Genomic DNA, 17,048 nt, shown 5'->3' with positions numbered 1-17,048 from the left:
GGGCGGGCTACTCCGCCTGCCGCAGCCCGCCCTCCTCGATCATGGTCCGCATCCGCTCCGCGTCGCGGGCCACGAGCGCCGCGAACTCGGCGGCGTTGCGGTGGACCACGGGCGTCTGGATGCGCTCCATGCCCGTGCGGAACGCCTGGCTCCGCACCGCCTTGGCGCAGGCCGCCTCGTAGCGCGCGAGGACGGCGGGCGGCGTGCCCGCCGGCGCGAACAGCCCCTGCCAGATGGAGAAGGACAGGTCGTGCCCCAGCTCGCGCATCGTGGGCGCGTCCGGGAATTCCGGCAGCCGCTCGGGCGCGAACACCGCGAGCACTTGCAGGTCGTTGGGCCGCACGGTGGCCGGCTGGTCGCTGAGGACCGCGACGCCGCCCTGCTGCATGGCGAAGATGACGTCGCCGGGGCTGCGGTAGGGCACGTGGCTCATCGGCACGCGGGCGGCGCGCGTCCAGGCCACCATGCTGAGGTGCGTCAGCGTGCCCGGCCCCGTCGAGCCGTAGGGCATGGCGCCGTTCGCCGCGCGCGCCTTCGCCTCCAGGTCGGCCACCGTGCGCAGGCCGGAGTTGCGCGGCGTTTGGATGACGAGGGCCGCGTCCGTCATCTGGCAGATCGGCGCGAGGTCGGCGGTGTGGTAGCCGGCGTTGCGCATGAAGCTCGGCTGGACGGTGACCGGGCCGATGGGGCTGAGCAGCAGGGTCTGCCCGTCCGGCCGGGCGCGCACCACCTCGGCCGCGCCGATGGTGCCGGCGGCGCCGGTGGTGTTCTTCACCACGAAGGGCTGGCCCAGCTCCTGCTGGAACTCGGCGGCGGCGATGCGCGCCGCCACGTCGTTGCCGGCGCCGGGACCGAAGTTGACGACGATGGTGACCGGAGACTGCGCCCGCGCGGCGCCCGAAGGGCCGAGCAACAGCGCGGCACCCGCCAGCGCGGCGGCGAACCTGACCATGGACGTCGCTCCCCATCGTTCGTTGCCGGCGCAGCCTGCCAGACCGCCGCGCGCGGGCGCAACCGCGCGGGTTCCGGCAGGGTTCGACTGGCTCCCTGCGGCGGACGTTGCAGAACGCGCTTGACGCGCCACCTCTGACAGGAATATGTTCCTTACAACCCGTGGTGGAGCGCTCGCGCATGTTCGCAACGGCTGTCTTCCACACGAACCGACGGGACGGGACCAAGCTCCGGGGCCGCGTCGGCAACGGGCGCACCAACCATCCGGAGGACGTGCTCTGGGTCAAAGCGGCGCTGCGGCTGCTCGGCAGGTATTGGGAACGCGAGCCGCACGGCTACATCACCCGCACGCTCGACGACGCCATCCAGGCCTACCAGCGCGACCGCGGCCTCCGGCGCGACGGCTACCTCGACCCGGGCGGCGAGACCGAATGCACCTTGTGCGTCGAACTCGCGCGCGTGGCGGGGAGGGCGCGGCCGTGAGCGAAGCTTTCGACACTTTCAGGCTGTCCGACGCTGATACGGCCCCCAGGCTGCTCCAAACATCGCGCAGGTTCTTCGATGCCACCGAGAGCGCGTTTGGCTTCCTCGGCTACGAAACTGCGGCCGAAAACGTACGGCGTTACCGGAGCGGTCGTGGAGGTCTCGAAGAGTACTCGGACGCGGAAATCGCTCGGCATCCGGCGTTGCTCCGTGCCGAGGATGAAAACCGCACGCACTTTGAGGCCCGCACCTTCACGGGCCGCACCAGGAACGACGAGTTGAACGCCGAGCTTCTCGGCTTGCGCGATGGCGGCAGCTACAGTTTTTTCGACAAATGGGACTTCAGTGTCCCGATCAGCGGGCCGTCCACCTACTTGGCTTTCGGCAGAACCAGCGTGACGTCGAACGGCGCATTCAGCGCCCATCGTAACGGTGATGTGGTCACGATCCGTGGCTACGTGGGGCATGGCTTCGGCCCCAGGGAGAAGTTCGACTTCAATGCGGACCAGCCGGGCAGCCGTCCGGCCGCCGTCCTGGAGGGCTCCGGCGAGGCCGCGCCGTTCCATATGGCTTACGACCGCATCCAGGACGTCGAGGCCGAGTTACGCTACGAACCGGCCGGATCGTTGACGCTCCGCCGCGCGACTTGGGGCGCAGTCCGATGAGCGCCGCCGGGCGCTGGATCGCGCGTCGCGTAGCGGCGGGTCTGCTGGTCGTCGCGGCCCTGCTCGCCGCCGTTACGCTTGTCCCGCTCCGGGTCTACAAGCCGAGTTGCGGTGACCCTCCGCGCTCGATTGTTGGCGCGCGTCCGCGAATGGAAGGGCCTCTGCGTCCGGAATACGTGGAGATGCTGACACGGGCTATGCGCGAGGAGAGCTTCCGCTATTGGCGGATTGGGAACACGATCCTGGCGCCTCTATTTCCAATCTTCGACGGCAATCGCCTGTTCGGAAATTGGACAGACTTCGTGAACAACACAGAATGGCGGATCGCCTCGTCCATCGTCAACGGCTACACCGCGCACGGTTGCGCCCCGCCGCCGGAGGCGGTTCGCCGGCTCGACGAGGGCATAAAAGGGACCTGCGGCGTCCCGCGCGAGCGGCTGCCGGACGGCCGGATCGTCGGCCCGGTGGGTGTCGACGTCTCCAACGACTGCACCCTCTTCCGCGCCGCCGTCATCCGCGTCGAGGACATGCCCCGGCCGCTCCCGGCGCTGGAGCGCCCCGCCGTCCCCCGCGAGGGATGGCCCGGTCCGGCCTGGACCGAGCCCGCGCCTCAGAGGCGGTAGATGTCCCGCGCCGCTTCCTCGCTCACCAGCCCGTCCGCCACGTCGCGCCGCACCAGCGCCGGGTCGCGCCCGCGCGGGTCGCCCATGCCGCCGCCGCCCGGCAGCTTGAGCACCAGCCGCCGCCCCTTCGGCACCACCTGGAACCCTTTCGTCCGGAGCGGCGTGCCGTTCGGGTCGTCCAGCCCGACCCAGCCCGCGGCACCGTCCATGCCGCCGTCGCGCCCGCGCGGCGCGTTGGCCACGCGGTCGAAGATGGCGTTCACCGCGAACTCCGCGTCGCCCTTGGCGCCGATGACCATGATTTGTCCGAATCCGCCGCGCGTGCGCCCGGGCCCGGCGCTGTCCGGCCGCAGCTCCTTCCGCCAGAACACCACGGGCGCGACGTTCTCCGTCGCCTCCACCGGCATGGTGCGGACGCCCGACGGGAAGGCGGTGCCGTCCAGCCCGTCCGCGCCCGGCCGCGCGCCGGTGCCGCCGGAGTTGAAGGTGATGATCTCGAAGTCCTCCACCTCCGCCGCCGGGCCGCTCACCTGCGCGCCGCCGCGCAAGGGCGGATTCCACAGCGCGGAGGAGCCCTCGGCCGTGACGCGCTCCGGCACCGCGCCGTGCAGGCAGCCCATCATCAGGTCGGGCAGGAGCTGCCCGACGACGTGGCGCACGCTGACGGGGTAGGGGCGCGGCGCGTTGAGGATGCAGCCTTCCGGGATCTCCATGCGGAACGGCGCGAGCGAGGCCCAGTTGTTCGGCACCTCCGGCGCGACGACGCACTTGATCCCGAAGCAGGAATAGGCGCGGCAATAGGCCGGCGGCACGTTGATGCCGCGCCCGGAGAGCGGCGAGGTGCCGGCGAAGTCCACGGCGATCTCGCCCTCGCCGATCGTCATGGCGGCGGCGAGCGTCACCGGCGCCTCGTAGCCGTCCGAGCGGATGGCGGCGCGATAGGTGCCGCGCGGCAGCTTGGCGATCTCAGCGAGCGTCGCGCGACGCGAGCTTTCGAAGACGTGCTCCGCCAGCAGATCGAGCCCGTCCATGCCGAACTCGTCCAGCATCTCGACCAAGCGCCGCGCCCCGGCCTCGTTGCAGGCGCAGAGGCTGTAGACGTCGCCCTCCAGCTCCGCGGGCGTCCGCGTGCCGGCGCGGAGGAAGTCGAAGAAGGTCTCGTTGGCGCGCCCTTCGTCGAAGCACTTCACGATGGGGATGTAGAGCCCCTCCTCGAACACGCTCCGCCCTTCCGGCCCCATGCCGAGCCCGCCCACGTCGATGACGTGCGCCGTGTTGGCGAAGAGCCCGACGATGCGCCCGCGCAGGAAGGCCGGCGTGACCACGGTGAGGTCGTGCAGGTGCCCGGTGCCGAGCCAGGGGTCGTTGGTGATGTAGTGGTCGCCGGGCTTCATCGTCTCGGCCGGGAACTTGCGGAGGAAGTGCCCCACGCTCTCCGCCATGGAGTTGACGTGCCCCGGCGTGCCGGTGACGGCCTGCGCCAGCATCCGCCCTTGGAGGTCGAAGATGCCGGCCGAGAGGTCGCCCGCCTCGCGCACCGTGGTGGAGAAGGCGGTGCGGATCATGGTCTGCGCCTGCTCCTCCACCACGGCGATCAGGCGGTTCCACTGGATCTGCCGCTGGATGGCGGCGAGGGCGCCGGACTCCATCGTCATGCGTCTTCCTCCGCGCCGATGTCGCCTTGGCTGTGGCGCAGGCGAAGCACCTGCACCGCCTTCGGCAGCTCCAACAGGAATTCCGCGTCGCGCGGCAGGTGGTGGATCGCCGTCGGGTCGCCTCCGGTGAAGGCCGCCATCGCCTCCACGCTCTCCCAGTACGAGACGGTCACGAACTCCGACTCGCCCTCCCGGTCCTCGCGGAAAGTCTGCACCCCGAGCGCCTTCTCGATCAGCGGCTTGATGCCGACCTCGAAGTTGTACGCCTCGTACTCGTCGGCGCGCTCGCGCGTGGTCCGGCCGCGCCAGACGCGGGCAACCGTCGGCCTCTTGCCGCTCATGCAGGGTCCCCGTGCGTGAGTTCGAGGTAGCCCAGCCCGTCCATCCGGCACAGCCAGCCCGGCCCGACGAGCGTGCTGGTCTCGTCCTCCGCGACGATGCACGGCCCGTCCACCGCCGCGCCCGGCGCCATCGCCACGCGGTCGTAGACCGGCCAGTCCGCAACCTCGCCGGTCGCCGTGTCGCGCACCGCTTGGCGCCGGAGCGGAGCGGGCGCCGGCGCGTCCGGCACGTCGGCCGCCGGTTGCGCCGCCTCCTCGCGTGTCGAGACGGTGACGGCGAAGCTCATCACCTCCACGTCGCTGCCGGGCACCGGGCGGTCGTAGAAGCGGGCGTACTCCTCGTCGTAGAGGGCGCGCACCGCGGAGACGTCCGCCTCCTCCATGTCCCGCGCCGGCAGCGGCACCGCGATCTCGTGGCCCTGGCCGACGTAGCGCATGTAGGCCAGCCGCCGCTCCTCCACCGGCGCGCCGAAGGCGCCGCGCGCGACCGCCTCGCGCGCCTCCGCCGCCATCCCCGCCAGCAGCGCGTTCACCGCCACGCCGTCGAAGGTGGCGAAGCGCTGGTAAAGGCTGCGCACCACCTCGTAGGCCACGGGCGCGCGCAGGAAGCCGATGGCGCTGCCGACGCCGGCGCCGCTCGGCACCAGGATGCGCCGCACGCCGAGCTTCTCCGCGACGCGGCGGGCGTGGACCGGGCCGCCGCCGCCGAAGGCGATGATCGCGCGGCCCTCGTAGCCCTTGCCGCTCTCGATGGCGTGGACGCGCGCCGCGTTGGCCATCGCCTCGTCCACCACCTCCACCACGCCGAGCGCCGCCATGGCCGCCGAGAGGCCGAGGCCGCCGCCCACATGCGCCGCCAGCGCCGCCTCCGCCGCGCCCGGGTCGAGGCGCATGGAACCGCCGGCGAAGCGCTCCGGATCGTAGCGGCCGAGCAGGAGGTTGGCGTCCGTCACCGCCGGCCGGGTGCCGCCGTTGCCGTAGCAGGCCGGGCCGGGATCGGCGCCCGCGCTCTCCGGCCCGACCTGGATGCGGCCCATGGCGTCCAGCCCGGCGAGCGAGCCGCCGCCGGCGCCGATCTCCACCATCTCGATCACCGGGATGCGGAGCGGCAGGCCGGAGCCCTTCTTGAACCGGCCGACGCGCGCCACCTCGAAGGCGCGGCTGGTCTGCGGGCGGCCCCCGTCGATCAGGCACACCTTGGCCGTGGTGCCGCCCATGTCGAAGGACAACACGCGGTCGAGCCCCCGCTGCCGCGCCACGTGCGCGGAGAAGATGGCGCCACCCGCCGGGCCGCTTTCCACCAGCCGGATCGGGAAGCGCGCCGCCGTGTCGAGGGTGGTGAGGCCGCCGCCCGAGAGCATCAGGAACAGCGGGCAGCCGAGGCCCATCTCGGCCAGCCCCGCTTCCAGCCGCCGCAGGTAACGCGCCATCAGCGGCTGCACGTACGCATTGGCGGCGGTGGTGGAGAAGCGCTCCCATTCGCGCATCTCCGGCGACACCTCGGAGGAGAGCGAGACCGGGAGCTCCGGCCACAAGCCGCGCACGATCTCCGCCGCGCGCTTCTCGTGCTCGGGATTGACGAAGGCATGGAGGAAGCCGATGGCGAGGCTTTCCACCCCCTCCGCGCGCATGAACTCCACCTGCCGCGCCACCGCCGCCTCGTCCAGCGGCAGCAGCACGCGGCCGGTGTTGTCCAGCCGCTCCGGCACCGGCAGGCGCCAACGCCGCGGCACCAGGGGCTGCGGCAGGATGATGTTCAGGTCGTACTGGTCGTAGCGGCTCTCGTTGCCGAGCGCGAGGACGTCGCGGAAGCCCTCCGTGGTCAGCAGCGCCGTGCGCGCGCCCTTGCGTTCGATGATGGCGTTGGTGGCGAGCGTCGTGCCGTGGATGGCGAGCGCCACCTCGCCGGGCGCGATGCCGGCGGCGCCGAGCACGCCCCGCGCGCCTTCCAGCACGCCCCGTTCCGGCGCGCTCGGCGTGGTCAACACCTTGGCCGTCCAGCGCCGGACATGCCCTCCCTCGGCCCGCTCCAGCGCGAGGTCGGTGAAGGTGCCGCCGATGTCTACGGCGAGCCGCGCCCCTCCCGTCACAGCATGGAGCGGACGCGGCCGCCGTCCACGCGGACCATGCTGCCGGTGATGTACCCGGCCTTGTCGCTCGCCAGGAAGGCGCCGGTCGGGCCGAAGTCCTCCGGCGTGCCGAGGCGGCCCGCGGGGATCTCCTTCGCCGCCTGCGCCAGCGCCTCGTCGAAGCTGATGCCCTGCTGCTGCGCCCGCTTGGTGGTGGTTTCCGTGACGCGGTCGGTCTGGATGGTGCCGGGGGCGAGCACGTTGATCGTCACCCCGTCCGGCGCGACCTCGCCCGACATGGTCTTCACCCAGGCCCATATGCCGGCGCGCAGCACGTTGGAGAGCGCGAGCGTCGGGATCGGCGTCTGCATCCCCGTGCTGCCGACGACGATGATCCGGCCCCAGCCCTGCTGGCGCATCGCGGGCAGGAGGCGCTTGGCGATGCGGACGGGCGAGCGGACGATCACCTGGAACCAGGCGGCCAGGTCTTCGTCCTTCATCTCGGAGGCGGTGCAGGGCGGCGGGCCGCCGTGGTTGAGGACGAGTATGTCCACGCCGCCCATCGCTTTCACGGCGGCGTCGGCCAGCGCGTCCATCGCCTCGCCGCTGGCGGCATCGGCGACCACGCCCGCCGCGCTCGCGGCGCCGGCGGCGCGCAGCTTGGCGGCCGCCTCATCCAGCCGGCCCTGGTCGCGGCCGCTGATGACCAGCGCCGCGCCTTCGGCCGCGAGCGAGTCGGCGATGGAGCGCCCGAGGCCCTTGGTCCCGCCCATCACCAGGGCGCGTTTGCCGCGCAACCCGAGATCCATGCCCGTTTCTCCTCGTTTCGGCGGAAACTGCCCGCCGCCGCCACGGCTGGCAAGGCGCGGCCGGGCTGGTATGAGGCGCTGGACCGGAGGAGTTTCGAACGCCATGGCCAAGCCAGTCCTGCTCGTGACCCGCAAGCTGCCGGAGGCCATCCAGGCGCGCGCCGCGCGCGACTACGACGCCCGGCTCAACCCTGACGACGCGATGTGGTCCCAGGACGGCGCGGAGATCGCCCGCCGCGCCAAGGAGGCGGGCGCGGCCGGCATCCTGGGCGCCGCCGGCGACAAGCTGGACGCCGCCTGCATCGAGGCCCTGCCGGACAGCGTCAAGATCATCACCACCTTCAGCGTCGGCTTCGACCACATCGCGCTGGACGCGGCCCAGGCGCGCGGCATCGCCGTGACCAACACGCCGGACGTGCTCTCCTTCGCCACCGCCGAATGCGCCTTCACCCTCCTGCTGATGGCCGCGCGCCGCGCCGGCGAGGGCGAGCGGATGGTGCGCGCCGGCAAGTGGGAGGGCTGGGCGCCGACGCAGCTCCTCGGCGTGACGCTGGAAGGCAAGCGCCTCGGCATCCTCGGCATGGGGCGGATCGGGCGGGAGCTGGCGGCGATGGCGCGCGGCTTCCGGATGGAGATCCACTACCGCGACGTCCAGCCTCTGCCGCCGGAGATGGAGGGGGGCGCCATCTACCACGCCGACGACGCCGGCTTCCTCGGCGCCATCGACATCCTGTCCATGCACATCCCCGGCGGCGAGGCCACGCGGAAGTGGCTCAACGCCGAGCGGCTGGCGCGCATGAAGCCCGGCTCCATCGTCATCAACAGCGGCCGCGGCACCACGGTGGACGACGAGGCGCTGATCGCGTCGTTGAAGTCCGGCCACACCCGCGCCGCCGGCTTGGACGTCTACGACGGCGAGCCGCGCGTGAACCCCGGCTACCTCGGCCTGGAGAACGTCGCGCTCCTGCCGCACCTCGGCAGCGCCACGATCGAGACGCGGGACGCCATGGGCCGGCGCTGCCTGGAGAACCTGGACGCGGTGCTGCTGCACGGCACGGCGCCGCCGCACCGGGTGGTTTGAGGCGCGCTCCCGCCCCGCGGCGCCGAACGGCTAGGAGGTCAAGCCTCGAAGGTGAAGCGGCTCCCGGTGGTGCAGAGCACCAGGGCTTGCGGGATCTCGCGCTTCGCCGCCTCCAAGAAGTTGGCGCCGCTGCAATGCATCGGGAAGACGTGCTGGACGTCCAGCGCCTTCAACTCCGCCATGACCCGCGCCAGGTAGTCGTCCGGCGCCGGGGCGAGGTGGAAGCCGCCAGCCAGGGCGTAGACCTTCTCCGCGCCGCTCACCTGCCGCGCCCGGCGGACCGAGTTGATGATGCCGGCGTGGCCGCAGGAGGTGATGACCACGAGGCCGCGGCCGCGCACGTGGAAGCAGGTGGCGTGCTCGTGCAGGTGCTGGTCCGGCTGCGGCTGCCCGGACAGCTCGGCCGGGGTGAAGTGGTGGTTCCGGTAGAGGGCCGGGTCGCACCCGGCGCCGTCCCGGACGCCGAACTCGACGAAAGTGTTGGGCAGCACCCGCTCGATGCCGGCGCGCGGGATGGCGCCCGTGGTGAAGGCGTGGCGGTCGATGGCCAAGGGCGCTTCCGACAGGACCGGCCGGACCCGGGCCGCCGCCAACGCGCGGCGGTCCAGCACCCCGGCGTCGGCGAAGGCGCCGTTGCCGGCCGGCGCGTGGCGGTAACAGAAGGCGTCCTCGCCGCCGAGGTAAAGGCGGAGGTCCTCCCGCATCGCGTCCCGGTGCCGCGCCAGGAAGCCCAAAAGGCCGCCCATGTGGTCGTAATGGCCGTGGCTCAGGATCAGCGCGTCGATCGCGGCGAGGTCGATGCCGAGCAGGTCGAGGTTGTTGTTCAGCGCCTCCGGCGTGTAGCCGAAGTCGAGCAGGTATCGGCGCGTCTCCGGGCCGGCTTGCGCCTCCAGGTGCAGCGACAGGCCCCACTCGCTCTTCAGCGTGCGTTGGTAGCGTTCCCCGCGCATGAGCCGCGTGCGTTCGATCCGGATGCCGGGCACCTGGGCGCCGGAGATGAAGACGTCGTGGGCGCCGTCCAGGACCACCTGCATGACGAGGCGGTCCACGACGGGCGCCTCGATCCGCGGCGTTTCAGCGCCGTTGGCGTCGCGCGTGACGCGGGTGCAAGCGAGCGCCGGGGCCACCATGGCGGAGGCGCGGAGAAGGCGGCGTCGGCTGAGCGCGTGTGGCATCGCAAGGCTCCTCCCGGGAGCACTATGGGCCTTCCGCGGCCCGACGGCACGCGTTTCGCGCGCCCGGACCGGACGCGGGCCAAACCGACCGGCGGACGTTTCCGTCCCGCGCCGCGTCGCACCCCGGCGGCGTTCTGAGCCGCGGCTCAGGGCAGCGCGCCGGGGCGGCCGTAGAGCCAGCCTTGGCCGAGGTCGGCGCCGAGGCCCCGCACCAGTTCCGCCTCCGCCTGCGTCTCGATCCGCTCGGACACGATGCGGGCGCCGACGGTGCGGATCAGGCCCACCATGGAGGCCAGGATGCCGCGGTCCTGCTCGCTCCGCGTGGCGTCCCGGAGGTAGCAGCCGTCGATCTTCACCATGTCCACCCGGAAGGCGCGCAGGTAGCGGAACGCCGCGGCGCCGGCGCCGAAATCGTCGATGCACAGCTCCATGCCGCGTTCCCGCAGCGCGGCGATGGTCCGCACCGCCTCCTCCTCGTCCTCGATCTCGGCGGTTTCGGTGATCTCCGCCATCAGCCGCGATGCGAGCATCGGCTCGCCGTCCAGGAGCCGGAGCAGGCGGGCGCGGAAGGCGGGGCTCTGCAACGACAGGCCGGACAGGTTGGCGGCGATCCGCGCGCCCCGGCCGCGCCGGGCCGCGGCCGAGGCGGCCTCGACCACCGCCCAGTCCAGCTTCTCCGACATGGCCAGGGTTTCGGCGAGGGCGACGAAGTCCCCCGGCGTCCCGAACTCCGCGGCCACCTCCGGGTCGGGCCGCAGCAGCGCCTCGTAGTGTTCCACGGCGCCGTCCTCCATGCGGACGATCGGCTGGAACGCCAGGCCGAACCGCTTCCCCGCGATGGCCCGGTGGAGCGCGTCCGCGCGGGAGCAGGCGCGCTCGACGAAACCGGAAAGCCCGGCCGCGAAGCCGGCGGCCTCCACCGCCGGGTAGCCGCCGCGCGCGAAGGCGTCGAGCGCGTAGCGGAGGGCGCGCGTCCGCTGCACCGGCGTGAGCCCCTCCGCCCGGAGCGGGACGCTCCGCGCTTCGACGGCCGCGTCCAGCCCGGCGCCGCGGGCCGCGTCCTCGATCCGCGCCGCCAGGTCGGCCAAGTCGTCGGCGGGACTCTGCGACACGATGCCGTAGCGCCCGGCGGACAACTCGCCCGCCACGCAGCCGGCGCCGAGGCCGGCGGAGAGCGCCCGGTCCACCAGGGCCGCCACGGGGCCGGCCTCTGGCGGCCGCCCGTCCGGCCCGGTCACCTCGATGAAGGACAGGGCATCGGCGCCGCCGCCGGCGAGCCGCAGCGCCGCGTCGCGCACCGCGTCGCCGCCGGCGAGGGCGGGATGGGCCGCCCGGACGGGCTGCCGCGGCAGGGACGACACGGTGAGGCAGAAGCGCCCCGCCGCCCCGTGCGCCGCCGGCAACCGGAGCCCGGCGACCGAGACCGGCGTGCCCGCGGCGTCCGGCAGCCGGAAGGGCGTCGGGGGCAGCCGGTCGCGCGCGAGGAGGGTGCTGAAGGCCCCGTCGAAGGCGGCGCGGTCGGGCAGCGAGACGACGCTTTCCGCCGGCCGCCCGAGCCAAGCCTCCGGCGGCTCGCCCAGCCGGCTCCGGAAGGCGCCGGCCGCGAACTCGATGCGGCCCTCCGGCGAGACTTCCAACAGCATGTCGGCCGCCGTCAGCGCGAAGGCGAGGAAACGTTCCCGGTCGGCCGACGCGCGCCCGAGAGGGCCGCCGGGGCCGGTGTGAAGACCATCGCCACCATCCGCCATCGCCGGCCGTACCCGTCGCCAAAGGTCGTGCCAAGCTAGGGGCCGGGTGCTTAAGGTCGGGTTAAGCGCCGCCGCCCGCCCGGACCACGGTTCGCGGCTTGACAAAACCACGCCTTTTCAATAGACGCGCCCGCTCGCAAGGACGCCCACGATGAAAATCCGCAACAGCCTCAAGAGCGCGAAGACGCGCGATAAGAACTGCGTGCTCGTGCGCCGCCGCGGCCGCCTGTACGTGCTGAACAAGAAGAACCCGCGGCTCAAGGCCCGCCAGGGCTGACGCCCGCCGCCCGCTGTTGAACGACCGCCGGCGCCGCGCCCTCAGCGCGGCGTCAGCACTTCCGTGCCCATCCCACCGCCGGTGGACCAAGTGCCCCGGAGGCGGCCGTCGGCCTCCACCTCGTAGGTGGCGATCCCGGGCCTGCCGTCCACGATGAACGAGACGGCCAGCACGCCGCCCTGGATCAGTCCCAACCCCAACAGCCGCACGTCGCCGACCTGCCAGGCGGCGTACCAGCTCGCGCCCGGGGCGTTCTCCAACGCGAAGACGCCGTTGTAAGGGCTACCGTCCGGGTTGCGCCCCTCGATCTCGTAGAACCCTTGGCGGATCTGCGCATCGGCCGGGGCCGTCCCCAGGACCGGCCCGAGCAGGGCGAAGGCGAGCAACAGCAGCGAGCGGCGCATGGATGGGCTCTTCCGGTGGCGCGGTGGGGGTGCGGCGGGGAGTAGTGGCGGCGCGGCGCCGCTTCGGCAAGCCCGCGCCGGCCGCTTGCCCATGGCGGCGCGTCGGCCCATCTCAACGACCACAGCAGCGAACCACCGGCCGGAGGAGCGACGGACGTGATCAGGCAGCCCGATCCCAAGCCCGAAGTCCTCGCCCGCCGCGAGGAGATCCTGTCCGCGCTCCGGCGCGCCGTGCCGGGCGAGGGCGGCGTCATCGGCGAGCCGCTCCGCCTGAAGCCCTACGAGACCGACGGCCTCACCGCCTACAAGCAGCCGCCCCTCGCCGTGGCGCTGCCCGCCTCCACCGAGGAGGTCGCGGCCGTGATGCGCGTCTGCCATTCCATGGGCGTGCGCGTGGTGCCCCGCGGCGCCGGCACCTCGCTCTCGGGCGGCGCCTTGCCGCTGGAAGACGCGGTGGTGGTCGGCCTGATGCGGATGAACCGCATCCTGGAGGTGGACTTCGCCGACCGCCTGGCGGTGGTGGAGGCCGGCGTCACCAACCTCGCCATCACGCGCGAGGTGGAAGGCGATGGCTTCTTCTACGCGCCCGACCCGTCCAGCCAACTCGCCTGCATGATCGGCGGCAACGTCAACATGAACTCGGGCGGCGCCCATTGCCTCAAGTACGGCGTCACCGCCAACAACCTGCTCGGCCTCAAGGCCGTGACGGTCGAGGGCGAGGTTTTCGAGGTGGGCGGCAGGCACCTGGACGCTGCCGGTTACGACTGGTTGGGCCTGCTCACCGGCAGCGAGGGGCAGCTCGCCGTCATCACCGAGGTCACGGTCCGCATCCTCCGCGCCGCCGAGGGCGCCCGCGCCATGCTCGCCGCCTTCAAGTCGAACGAGATCGCGGGGCAGGCGGTGGACGCCATCATCGGCAGCGGCATCATCCCCGTTGCGCTGGAATTCATGGATCGGCCCGCGATCCACGCCTGCGAAGCCTTCGCTAACGCCGGCTACCCGCTCGACGCCGAGGCCATGCTCATCATCGAGGTGGAGGGCAGCGTGGCCGAGCAGGACATGCTGCTGGGCCGGATCAAGGAGATCTGCGAGCGCTTCGACCCGATCTCCCTCAAGGTCGCCGAAACCGCCGAGCAGTCCTTCGCCATCTGGAAGGGCCGCAAGGGCGCCTTCGGCGCGGTGGGCCGCATCTCGCCCGATTACCTCTGCATGGACGGCACAATCCCCACCGGCGAATTGCCGAACGTGCTGCGGCGGATCGGCGAGATGTCGGCCTCCTACGGCTTGCAAGTGGCGAACATCTTCCACGCCGGCGACGGCAACCTGCACCCGCTCATCATGTTCGACGCCAACGACCCGGAGAGCTTCCGCAAGGCGGAAGAGTTCGGCGCCGACATCCTGAAGCTCTGCGTCGAGGTGGGCGGCTGCCTCACCGGCGAGCACGGCGTCGGCGTGGAGAAGCGCGACCTGATGGGCGTGCAGTTCACCGCCGGCGAACTCGGCCTCCAGCGAGCGGTGAAGGGGGCCTTCGACCCCGGCTGGCTGCTCAACCCGTCCAAGGTCTTCCCGCTGGAGGGCAACCCCGCCTTCGCGGCGCCCGCCCCCGCACCGCTGTCGCACCCCGCCGCCGCGGCGGCCGAATGAGCGCTGCCGCAGGGCCGTCGTCCTTCGCCCCGGCTTCGGAGGAGGAACTCGCCGGTGCCGTGGCCGAGGCGGCGCGGAGCGGCCAGCCCCTCGCCGTCGAGGGCAACGGCACCAAGCGCGCCATGCTGCGCCCGGTGCAGGCCGCGCGCACCCTCTCCACCCGCAACCTTTCCGGCATCACCCTCTACAAGCCGCAGGAGCTGATCCTGTCGGCCCGCGCCGGCACGCCCCTGCCGGAGATCGAGGCGGCGCTGGCCGAGCGCGGCCAGCACCTGATCGCCGAGCCGCCGGAGCCCGGCCCCTTGTTCGGCGCCGACCGGCCGGCGACCCTTGGCGGGGTGGTCGCGGCCAACCTGTCCGGCCCGCGCCGCATCACCGCGGGCGCCACCCGCGACCACGTCATGGGCATCCGCGCCGTCACCGGCAGCGGCGAGGTGTTCCGCTCCGGCGGGCGCGTGCTGAAGAACGTCACCGGCCTCGACCTGGCCAAGCTCCTCACCGGCAGCCACGGTACGCTCGGCGTGCTCACCGAGATCACCTTGAAGGTCCTGCCGGCGCCCGAGCGCACCGCCACGGTGGCGCTCCGCGTGGCCGACCTCGCCGCCGGCGTTCGGGCGCTGTCGGCCGGGCTGGGCAGCCCCTACGGCGTGTCCGGCGCGGCGCTGCTGCCGGAGGACGGCGCGGGCGGAGGGCCGTTGGCCCTGCTGCGCGTCGAGGACTTCGCCGAGTCCGTCGCCTACCGCGCCGGCCGGCTGCGGGACGAACTGGCCCCTTTGGGCGAGGCGGGCCTCCTGGAGGACGCCGAGAGCCGCGCCCTGTGGCACCGGGTCCGCGACGCCGAGCCGCTCGGCGCCGAACCCGGCGACGCCGTGTGGCGGGTTTCCGTCCGCCCTTCCGCCGGCCCGGCCGTGGCAGGGGCGGTGCGCGCCGCCGGCCTCCGGCGCCGGCTGCTCGACTGGGGCGGCGGCCTCGTTTGGATCGCCGGCCCGGCCACGGCGGAGGCGCATGAGGCGGTGGCGGCCGCGGCGCGCGCGGAGGGCGGCGCCTTCACCCTGTTCCGCGCGCCGGACTCGCTGCGCGCCGCGGTGGCGGTGCTGCCGGAGGAGCCGGAGCCGTTGGCCGCGATCGGCCGGCGGGTGAAGGCGGTGCTCGACCCGGCGGGCGTGCTCAACCCGGGGCGGATGCGCGCGGGCTCCTGACGCTGCCTCACGGCCGCAGGCAAGCGAAATAAGAAATCGCTTTCGTGATGTTCAACCTATTGGTGTGCATGGTATAAAGCCGTCCATTAGGCCGGCATCCCCCCTCCGGCCGGCCGCTGGAGCCCCCGATGAGAGCGCCCCAACGATGATGGCCCGCCTCGCCGCTTGGGGCGTGGGCCTCCTCGCCACCCTCGCCGTGCCCGCCGTCTTGGTTCTCGTCGTCCAGTTGCACGGGGCCGAGGCGCTGCTGGCGCTGCCGCCGGCGGAGAAGGCGGTGCTGATGCTGGGGCTGTTCCTGCCGCCGGCGCTGCTGATCCTCGCCATCGCCGGCCTCGTCCAGCGGGTGGAACTGGTCGCGCTCCGCAACGCGTTGCTGCGCCAGTCCACGTCCTTCGATTCCAAGACCCTGGCGACCGAGGCGCTGATCGAGGAGTGCCGCAACCAGACCGCGCTGCTCCAGGAACAGGTGCGGTTGGCCATCTCGGCCCTTTCTGTCGGGCAGCGCCAAGTGGAGGCGGCGCAGCACGCCGCGTCCGAGACCCGGATGCAGCGGCTCGTCACCGAGTGGGACATGGTGACGGTGGAACTGAGCGCGACGCTCGCCGCCATGTGGCGCCTGGTGTACGGCTGGCGCGTCCCCGGCACGGAGGCGGCGGAGCTGCCCCTGCCGCCCGCCAGCGAGTTGCCGCTGCGCATCCTGCGGATGCTGCCCGCCGACGCCAAGGAAGCCGCGCAATTCGAGGTGGACGAGCGCTTCGTCCGCCAAGCGGCCCGCTACCGCGCCACCTTCCGCGCCTTCCTGGACCGCGCGCCGGACACCGGGCCGCTCAACCGCTCCACCTTCCGGGACATGATCTACGGCCGGGTGGACACGCGCTTGGCGCTGCTGCCCCGCCCGAACCACGCGCGGGTGGTCGACCCGCACACCCTCGCCGCCGAGTAGTCTGCGGTCGCGCCGGCTGGCGACGCCCGCGGCGCCGGTCAACCGGGCCGAGGACCGCCCGGGCCGTTCCGGGCCGGCCGCGCCCAGGCGGGAATCGGGTGCGGCCGCGCGGCGGCGCCGGTTCAGCGCCCGGCGATGACCGGGGCGGCGTCGCGCAGGCCGCGCAGGATGGTTTCGGCGAGCGCCTCGGCGACGCAGGCGTAGCCGCGGTCGTTGTGGTGCAGCCCGTCCGGGTGGAGCAGCTCCGCGGGCGGGGTCCCCGCCGCCTCCCAGGACCGCATCAGCCCGGTGCGCGAGAAGACCGGCACCGAAAACGCCGCCGCCACCTCGCGCAGCGCCGCCGCGATGTAGGGGTGCAGCGGGCGCGACACGACCACCGGCGCGAGCTGGTTGTCCATCAGCACGACGTCGGCGCCATCGGCGCGCAGGCGGGCCAGCCCCTCCACCAGCCGCTCGCGGAACGCCTGCGGGTCCATCCCGCGCAGCGCGGCGTTGGCGCCCGCCTGCCAGACCACCAGGTGCGGCCGCTCCGCCAGCACGTCCCTGTCGAGCCGCGCCAGCATCTCGTTCACCTCCTGCCCGCCGATCCCGCGGTTCAGCACGCGCACCGGCCGGCCGGGCAGGGCGGCCTTGAGCAGCGCTTCGAGCCGGGCCGGGTAGGACATGGCCGGGATGCTCGCCCCCGCGCCTTCCGTCGAGGAGGAGCCGAACGCCACGACCGTCAGCGGCTCGCCCGCCCGCACGGCCGCACGGCTCGCGGGCAGGGGCGCGCCGTCCATCGCCACGGGCGGGCAGGCCGCGCCGCGCGCGTCGGTCGCAGGCGTCGCGGCCAAGCCGGCCATCAGGCCGGCCAGGAGCAGGAGCGTCGTTCTCATCGTGGTGCCAATCTGGCCCAAGCCGGATCACGAGGCTAGGCCGCCGGGGAACCGGGATGGAAGCGCAATGACGCGAGCCCGCGGGGACGCGATCCGGGGCTTGCGG

The 17,048-nt window shown here is 73.1% G+C and carries 17 protein-coding genes; 8 read left to right on the top strand and 9 right to left on the bottom strand.

The annotated features are described in order from the left end of the window. Positions 1-7: 7 nt before the first annotated feature. On the bottom strand, positions 8-952 hold the full coding sequence (locus tag ABD067_RS00380; RefSeq protein ID WP_343893141.1) for a Bug family tripartite tricarboxylate transporter substrate binding protein: 945 nt from the start codon (positions 950-952) through the stop codon (positions 8-10). A gap of 179 nt (positions 953-1,131) precedes the next feature. On the opposite strand from ABD067_RS00380, the gene ABD067_RS00375 reads away from it, so the two are divergent. The 3 genes from ABD067_RS00375 to ABD067_RS00365 are packed head-to-tail and all read left to right on the top strand — an operon-like array spanning position 1,132 to position 2,722. Beyond that, positions 1,132-1,434, top strand: a complete 303-nt coding sequence (locus ABD067_RS00375; protein WP_343893140.1) for a peptidoglycan-binding domain-containing protein — start codon at positions 1,132-1,134, stop codon at positions 1,432-1,434. Next, positions 1,431-2,099: a hypothetical protein gene (locus tag ABD067_RS00370; protein ID WP_343893139.1), complete on the top strand. Its 669-nt coding sequence runs from the start codon at positions 1,431-1,433 to the stop codon at positions 2,097-2,099. Before ABD067_RS00375 ends, ABD067_RS00370 begins: the two co-directional genes overlap by 4 nt. Then, on the top strand, positions 2,096-2,722 hold the full coding sequence (locus ABD067_RS00365) for a hypothetical protein (protein ID WP_343893138.1): 627 nt from the start codon (positions 2,096-2,098) through the stop codon (positions 2,720-2,722). The genes ABD067_RS00370 and ABD067_RS00365 overlap by 4 nt, the downstream gene beginning before the upstream one ends. Here the strand turns inward: ABD067_RS00365 and ABD067_RS00360 are convergent. From ABD067_RS00360 to ABD067_RS00345, 4 genes are read right to left on the bottom strand one after another with little or no spacing between them, the layout of a single operon-like run. Next, a complete protein-coding gene (locus tag ABD067_RS00360; protein ID WP_343893215.1) occupies positions 2,710-4,371 on the bottom strand; it encodes a hydantoinase B/oxoprolinase family protein in 1,662 nt (553 codons plus the stop codon). The two genes, ABD067_RS00365 and ABD067_RS00360, sit on opposite strands and share 13 nt — an antisense overlap. Positions 4,372-4,373: 2 nt before the next feature. Then, positions 4,374-4,718, bottom strand: a complete 345-nt coding sequence (locus ABD067_RS00355; RefSeq protein ID WP_343893137.1) for an antibiotic biosynthesis monooxygenase family protein — start codon at positions 4,716-4,718, stop codon at positions 4,374-4,376. Further along, positions 4,715-6,808 (bottom strand): hydantoinase/oxoprolinase family protein, encoded by a 2,094-nt coding sequence (locus ABD067_RS00350; protein WP_343893136.1) that lies wholly within the window; start codon positions 6,806-6,808, stop codon positions 4,715-4,717. Before ABD067_RS00350 ends, ABD067_RS00355 begins: the two co-directional genes overlap by 4 nt. Further along, on the bottom strand, positions 6,805-7,596 hold the full coding sequence (locus ABD067_RS00345; RefSeq protein ID WP_343893135.1) for an SDR family oxidoreductase: 792 nt from the start codon (positions 7,594-7,596) through the stop codon (positions 6,805-6,807). Before ABD067_RS00345 ends, ABD067_RS00350 begins: the two co-directional genes overlap by 4 nt. Positions 7,597-7,699: 103 nt before the next feature. Between ABD067_RS00345 and ABD067_RS00340 the strand changes: the two genes are divergently transcribed. After that, positions 7,700-8,677 (top strand): 2-hydroxyacid dehydrogenase, encoded by a 978-nt coding sequence (locus tag ABD067_RS00340; RefSeq protein WP_343893134.1) that lies wholly within the window; start codon positions 7,700-7,702, stop codon positions 8,675-8,677. 38 nt (positions 8,678-8,715) lie between these two features. Here ABD067_RS00340 and ABD067_RS00335 read toward each other — a convergent pair whose 3' ends face one another. Together ABD067_RS00335 and ABD067_RS00330 are read right to left on the bottom strand one after the other, a co-directional pair. Next, a complete protein-coding gene (locus ABD067_RS00335) occupies positions 8,716-9,852 on the bottom strand; it encodes an MBL fold metallo-hydrolase (RefSeq protein ID WP_343893133.1) in 1,137 nt (378 codons plus the stop codon). Positions 9,853-9,998: 146 nt separating this feature from the next. Beyond that, positions 9,999-11,495 carry a sensor domain-containing phosphodiesterase gene (locus ABD067_RS00330; protein ID WP_343893132.1) on the bottom strand — a complete coding sequence of 499 codons (1,497 nt, stop codon included), beginning with the start codon at positions 11,493-11,495 and terminating at the stop codon, positions 9,999-10,001. Positions 11,496-11,751: 256 nt separating this feature from the next. On the opposite strand from ABD067_RS00330, the gene ykgO reads away from it, so the two are divergent. Beyond that, entirely contained in the window at positions 11,752-11,877 is a 126-nt protein-coding gene (ykgO, locus tag ABD067_RS00325) for a type B 50S ribosomal protein L36 (protein WP_099094591.1), read from the top strand. A 41-nt stretch (positions 11,878-11,918) separates the two neighbouring features. Here ykgO and ABD067_RS00320 read toward each other — a convergent pair whose 3' ends face one another. Next, positions 11,919-12,281 carry a hypothetical protein gene (locus ABD067_RS00320; protein WP_343893131.1) on the bottom strand — a complete coding sequence of 121 codons (363 nt, stop codon included), beginning with the start codon at positions 12,279-12,281 and terminating at the stop codon, positions 11,919-11,921. A gap of 156 nt (positions 12,282-12,437) precedes the next feature. Here ABD067_RS00320 and ABD067_RS00315 point away from each other — a divergent pair, with 156 nt between their 5' ends. The 3 genes from ABD067_RS00315 to ABD067_RS00305 all read left to right on the top strand — a co-directional run bounded on the left by ABD067_RS00315 (position 12,438) and on the right by ABD067_RS00305 (position 16,067). Continuing rightward, on the top strand, positions 12,438-13,925 hold the full coding sequence (locus ABD067_RS00315; protein ID WP_343893130.1) for an FAD-linked oxidase C-terminal domain-containing protein: 1,488 nt from the start codon (positions 12,438-12,440) through the stop codon (positions 13,923-13,925). Next, positions 13,922-15,124: a glycolate oxidase subunit GlcE gene (gene glcE / locus ABD067_RS00310; RefSeq protein WP_343893129.1), complete on the top strand. Its 1,203-nt coding sequence runs from the start codon at positions 13,922-13,924 to the stop codon at positions 15,122-15,124. The genes ABD067_RS00315 and glcE overlap by 4 nt, the downstream gene beginning before the upstream one ends. 145 nt (positions 15,125-15,269) lie before the next feature. Further along, positions 15,270-16,067 (top strand): hypothetical protein, encoded by a 798-nt coding sequence (locus ABD067_RS00305; RefSeq protein ID WP_343893128.1) that lies wholly within the window; start codon positions 15,270-15,272, stop codon positions 16,065-16,067. Positions 16,068-16,189: 122 nt separating this feature from the next. On the opposite strand, the gene ABD067_RS00300 is transcribed toward ABD067_RS00305, so the two are convergent. Continuing rightward, the gene (locus ABD067_RS00300) at positions 16,190-16,942 is read right to left on the bottom strand and encodes an SGNH/GDSL hydrolase family protein (RefSeq protein ID WP_343893127.1); all 753 of its coding nucleotides are present in this window, start codon (positions 16,940-16,942) and stop codon (positions 16,190-16,192) included. Positions 16,943-17,048 lie beyond the last annotated feature (106 nt).

It is taken from the genome of Craurococcus roseus (genome assembly GCF_039523795.1).
Taxonomy (GTDB): Bacteria; Pseudomonadota; Alphaproteobacteria; order Acetobacterales; family Acetobacteraceae; genus Craurococcus; species Craurococcus roseus.
The sequence above is the reverse complement of the archived record's forward strand: the minus strand, read 5'-3'. Positions and strand labels throughout refer to the sequence as shown.

Coding starts and splice junctions, on each gene's coding strand:
- ABD067_RS00380 (WP_343893141.1), bottom strand. CDS start 952: ATGGTCAGGTTCGCCGCCGCGCTGGCGGGTGCCGCGCTGTTGCTCGGC.
- ABD067_RS00375 (WP_343893140.1), top strand. CDS start 1,132: ATGTTCGCAACGGCTGTCTTCCACACGAACCGACGGGACGGGACCAAG.
- ABD067_RS00365 (WP_343893138.1), top strand. CDS start 2,096: ATGAGCGCCGCCGGGCGCTGGATCGCGCGTCGCGTAGCGGCGGGTCTG.
- ABD067_RS00360 (WP_343893215.1), bottom strand. CDS start 4,371: ATGGAGTCCGGCGCCCTCGCCGCCATCCAGCGGCAGATCCAGTGGAAC.
- ABD067_RS00355 (WP_343893137.1), bottom strand. CDS start 4,718: ATGAGCGGCAAGAGGCCGACGGTTGCCCGCGTCTGGCGCGGCCGGACC.
- ABD067_RS00345 (WP_343893135.1), bottom strand. CDS start 7,596: ATGGATCTCGGGTTGCGCGGCAAACGCGCCCTGGTGATGGGCGGGACC.
- ABD067_RS00340 (WP_343893134.1), top strand. CDS start 7,700: ATGGCCAAGCCAGTCCTGCTCGTGACCCGCAAGCTGCCGGAGGCCATC.
- ABD067_RS00335 (WP_343893133.1), bottom strand. CDS start 9,852: ATGCCACACGCGCTCAGCCGACGCCGCCTTCTCCGCGCCTCCGCCATG.
- ABD067_RS00330 (WP_343893132.1), bottom strand. CDS start 11,495: ATGCTGTTGGAAGTCTCGCCGGAGGGCCGCATCGAGTTCGCGGCCGGC.
- ykgO (WP_099094591.1), top strand. CDS start 11,752: ATGAAAATCCGCAACAGCCTCAAGAGCGCGAAGACGCGCGATAAGAAC.
- ABD067_RS00320 (WP_343893131.1), bottom strand. CDS start 12,281: ATGCGCCGCTCGCTGCTGTTGCTCGCCTTCGCCCTGCTCGGGCCGGTC.
- glcE (WP_343893129.1), top strand. CDS start 13,922: ATGAGCGCTGCCGCAGGGCCGTCGTCCTTCGCCCCGGCTTCGGAGGAG.
- ABD067_RS00305 (WP_343893128.1), top strand. CDS start 15,270: ATGATGGCCCGCCTCGCCGCTTGGGGCGTGGGCCTCCTCGCCACCCTC.
- ABD067_RS00300 (WP_343893127.1), bottom strand. CDS start 16,942: ATGAGAACGACGCTCCTGCTCCTGGCCGGCCTGATGGCCGGCTTGGCC.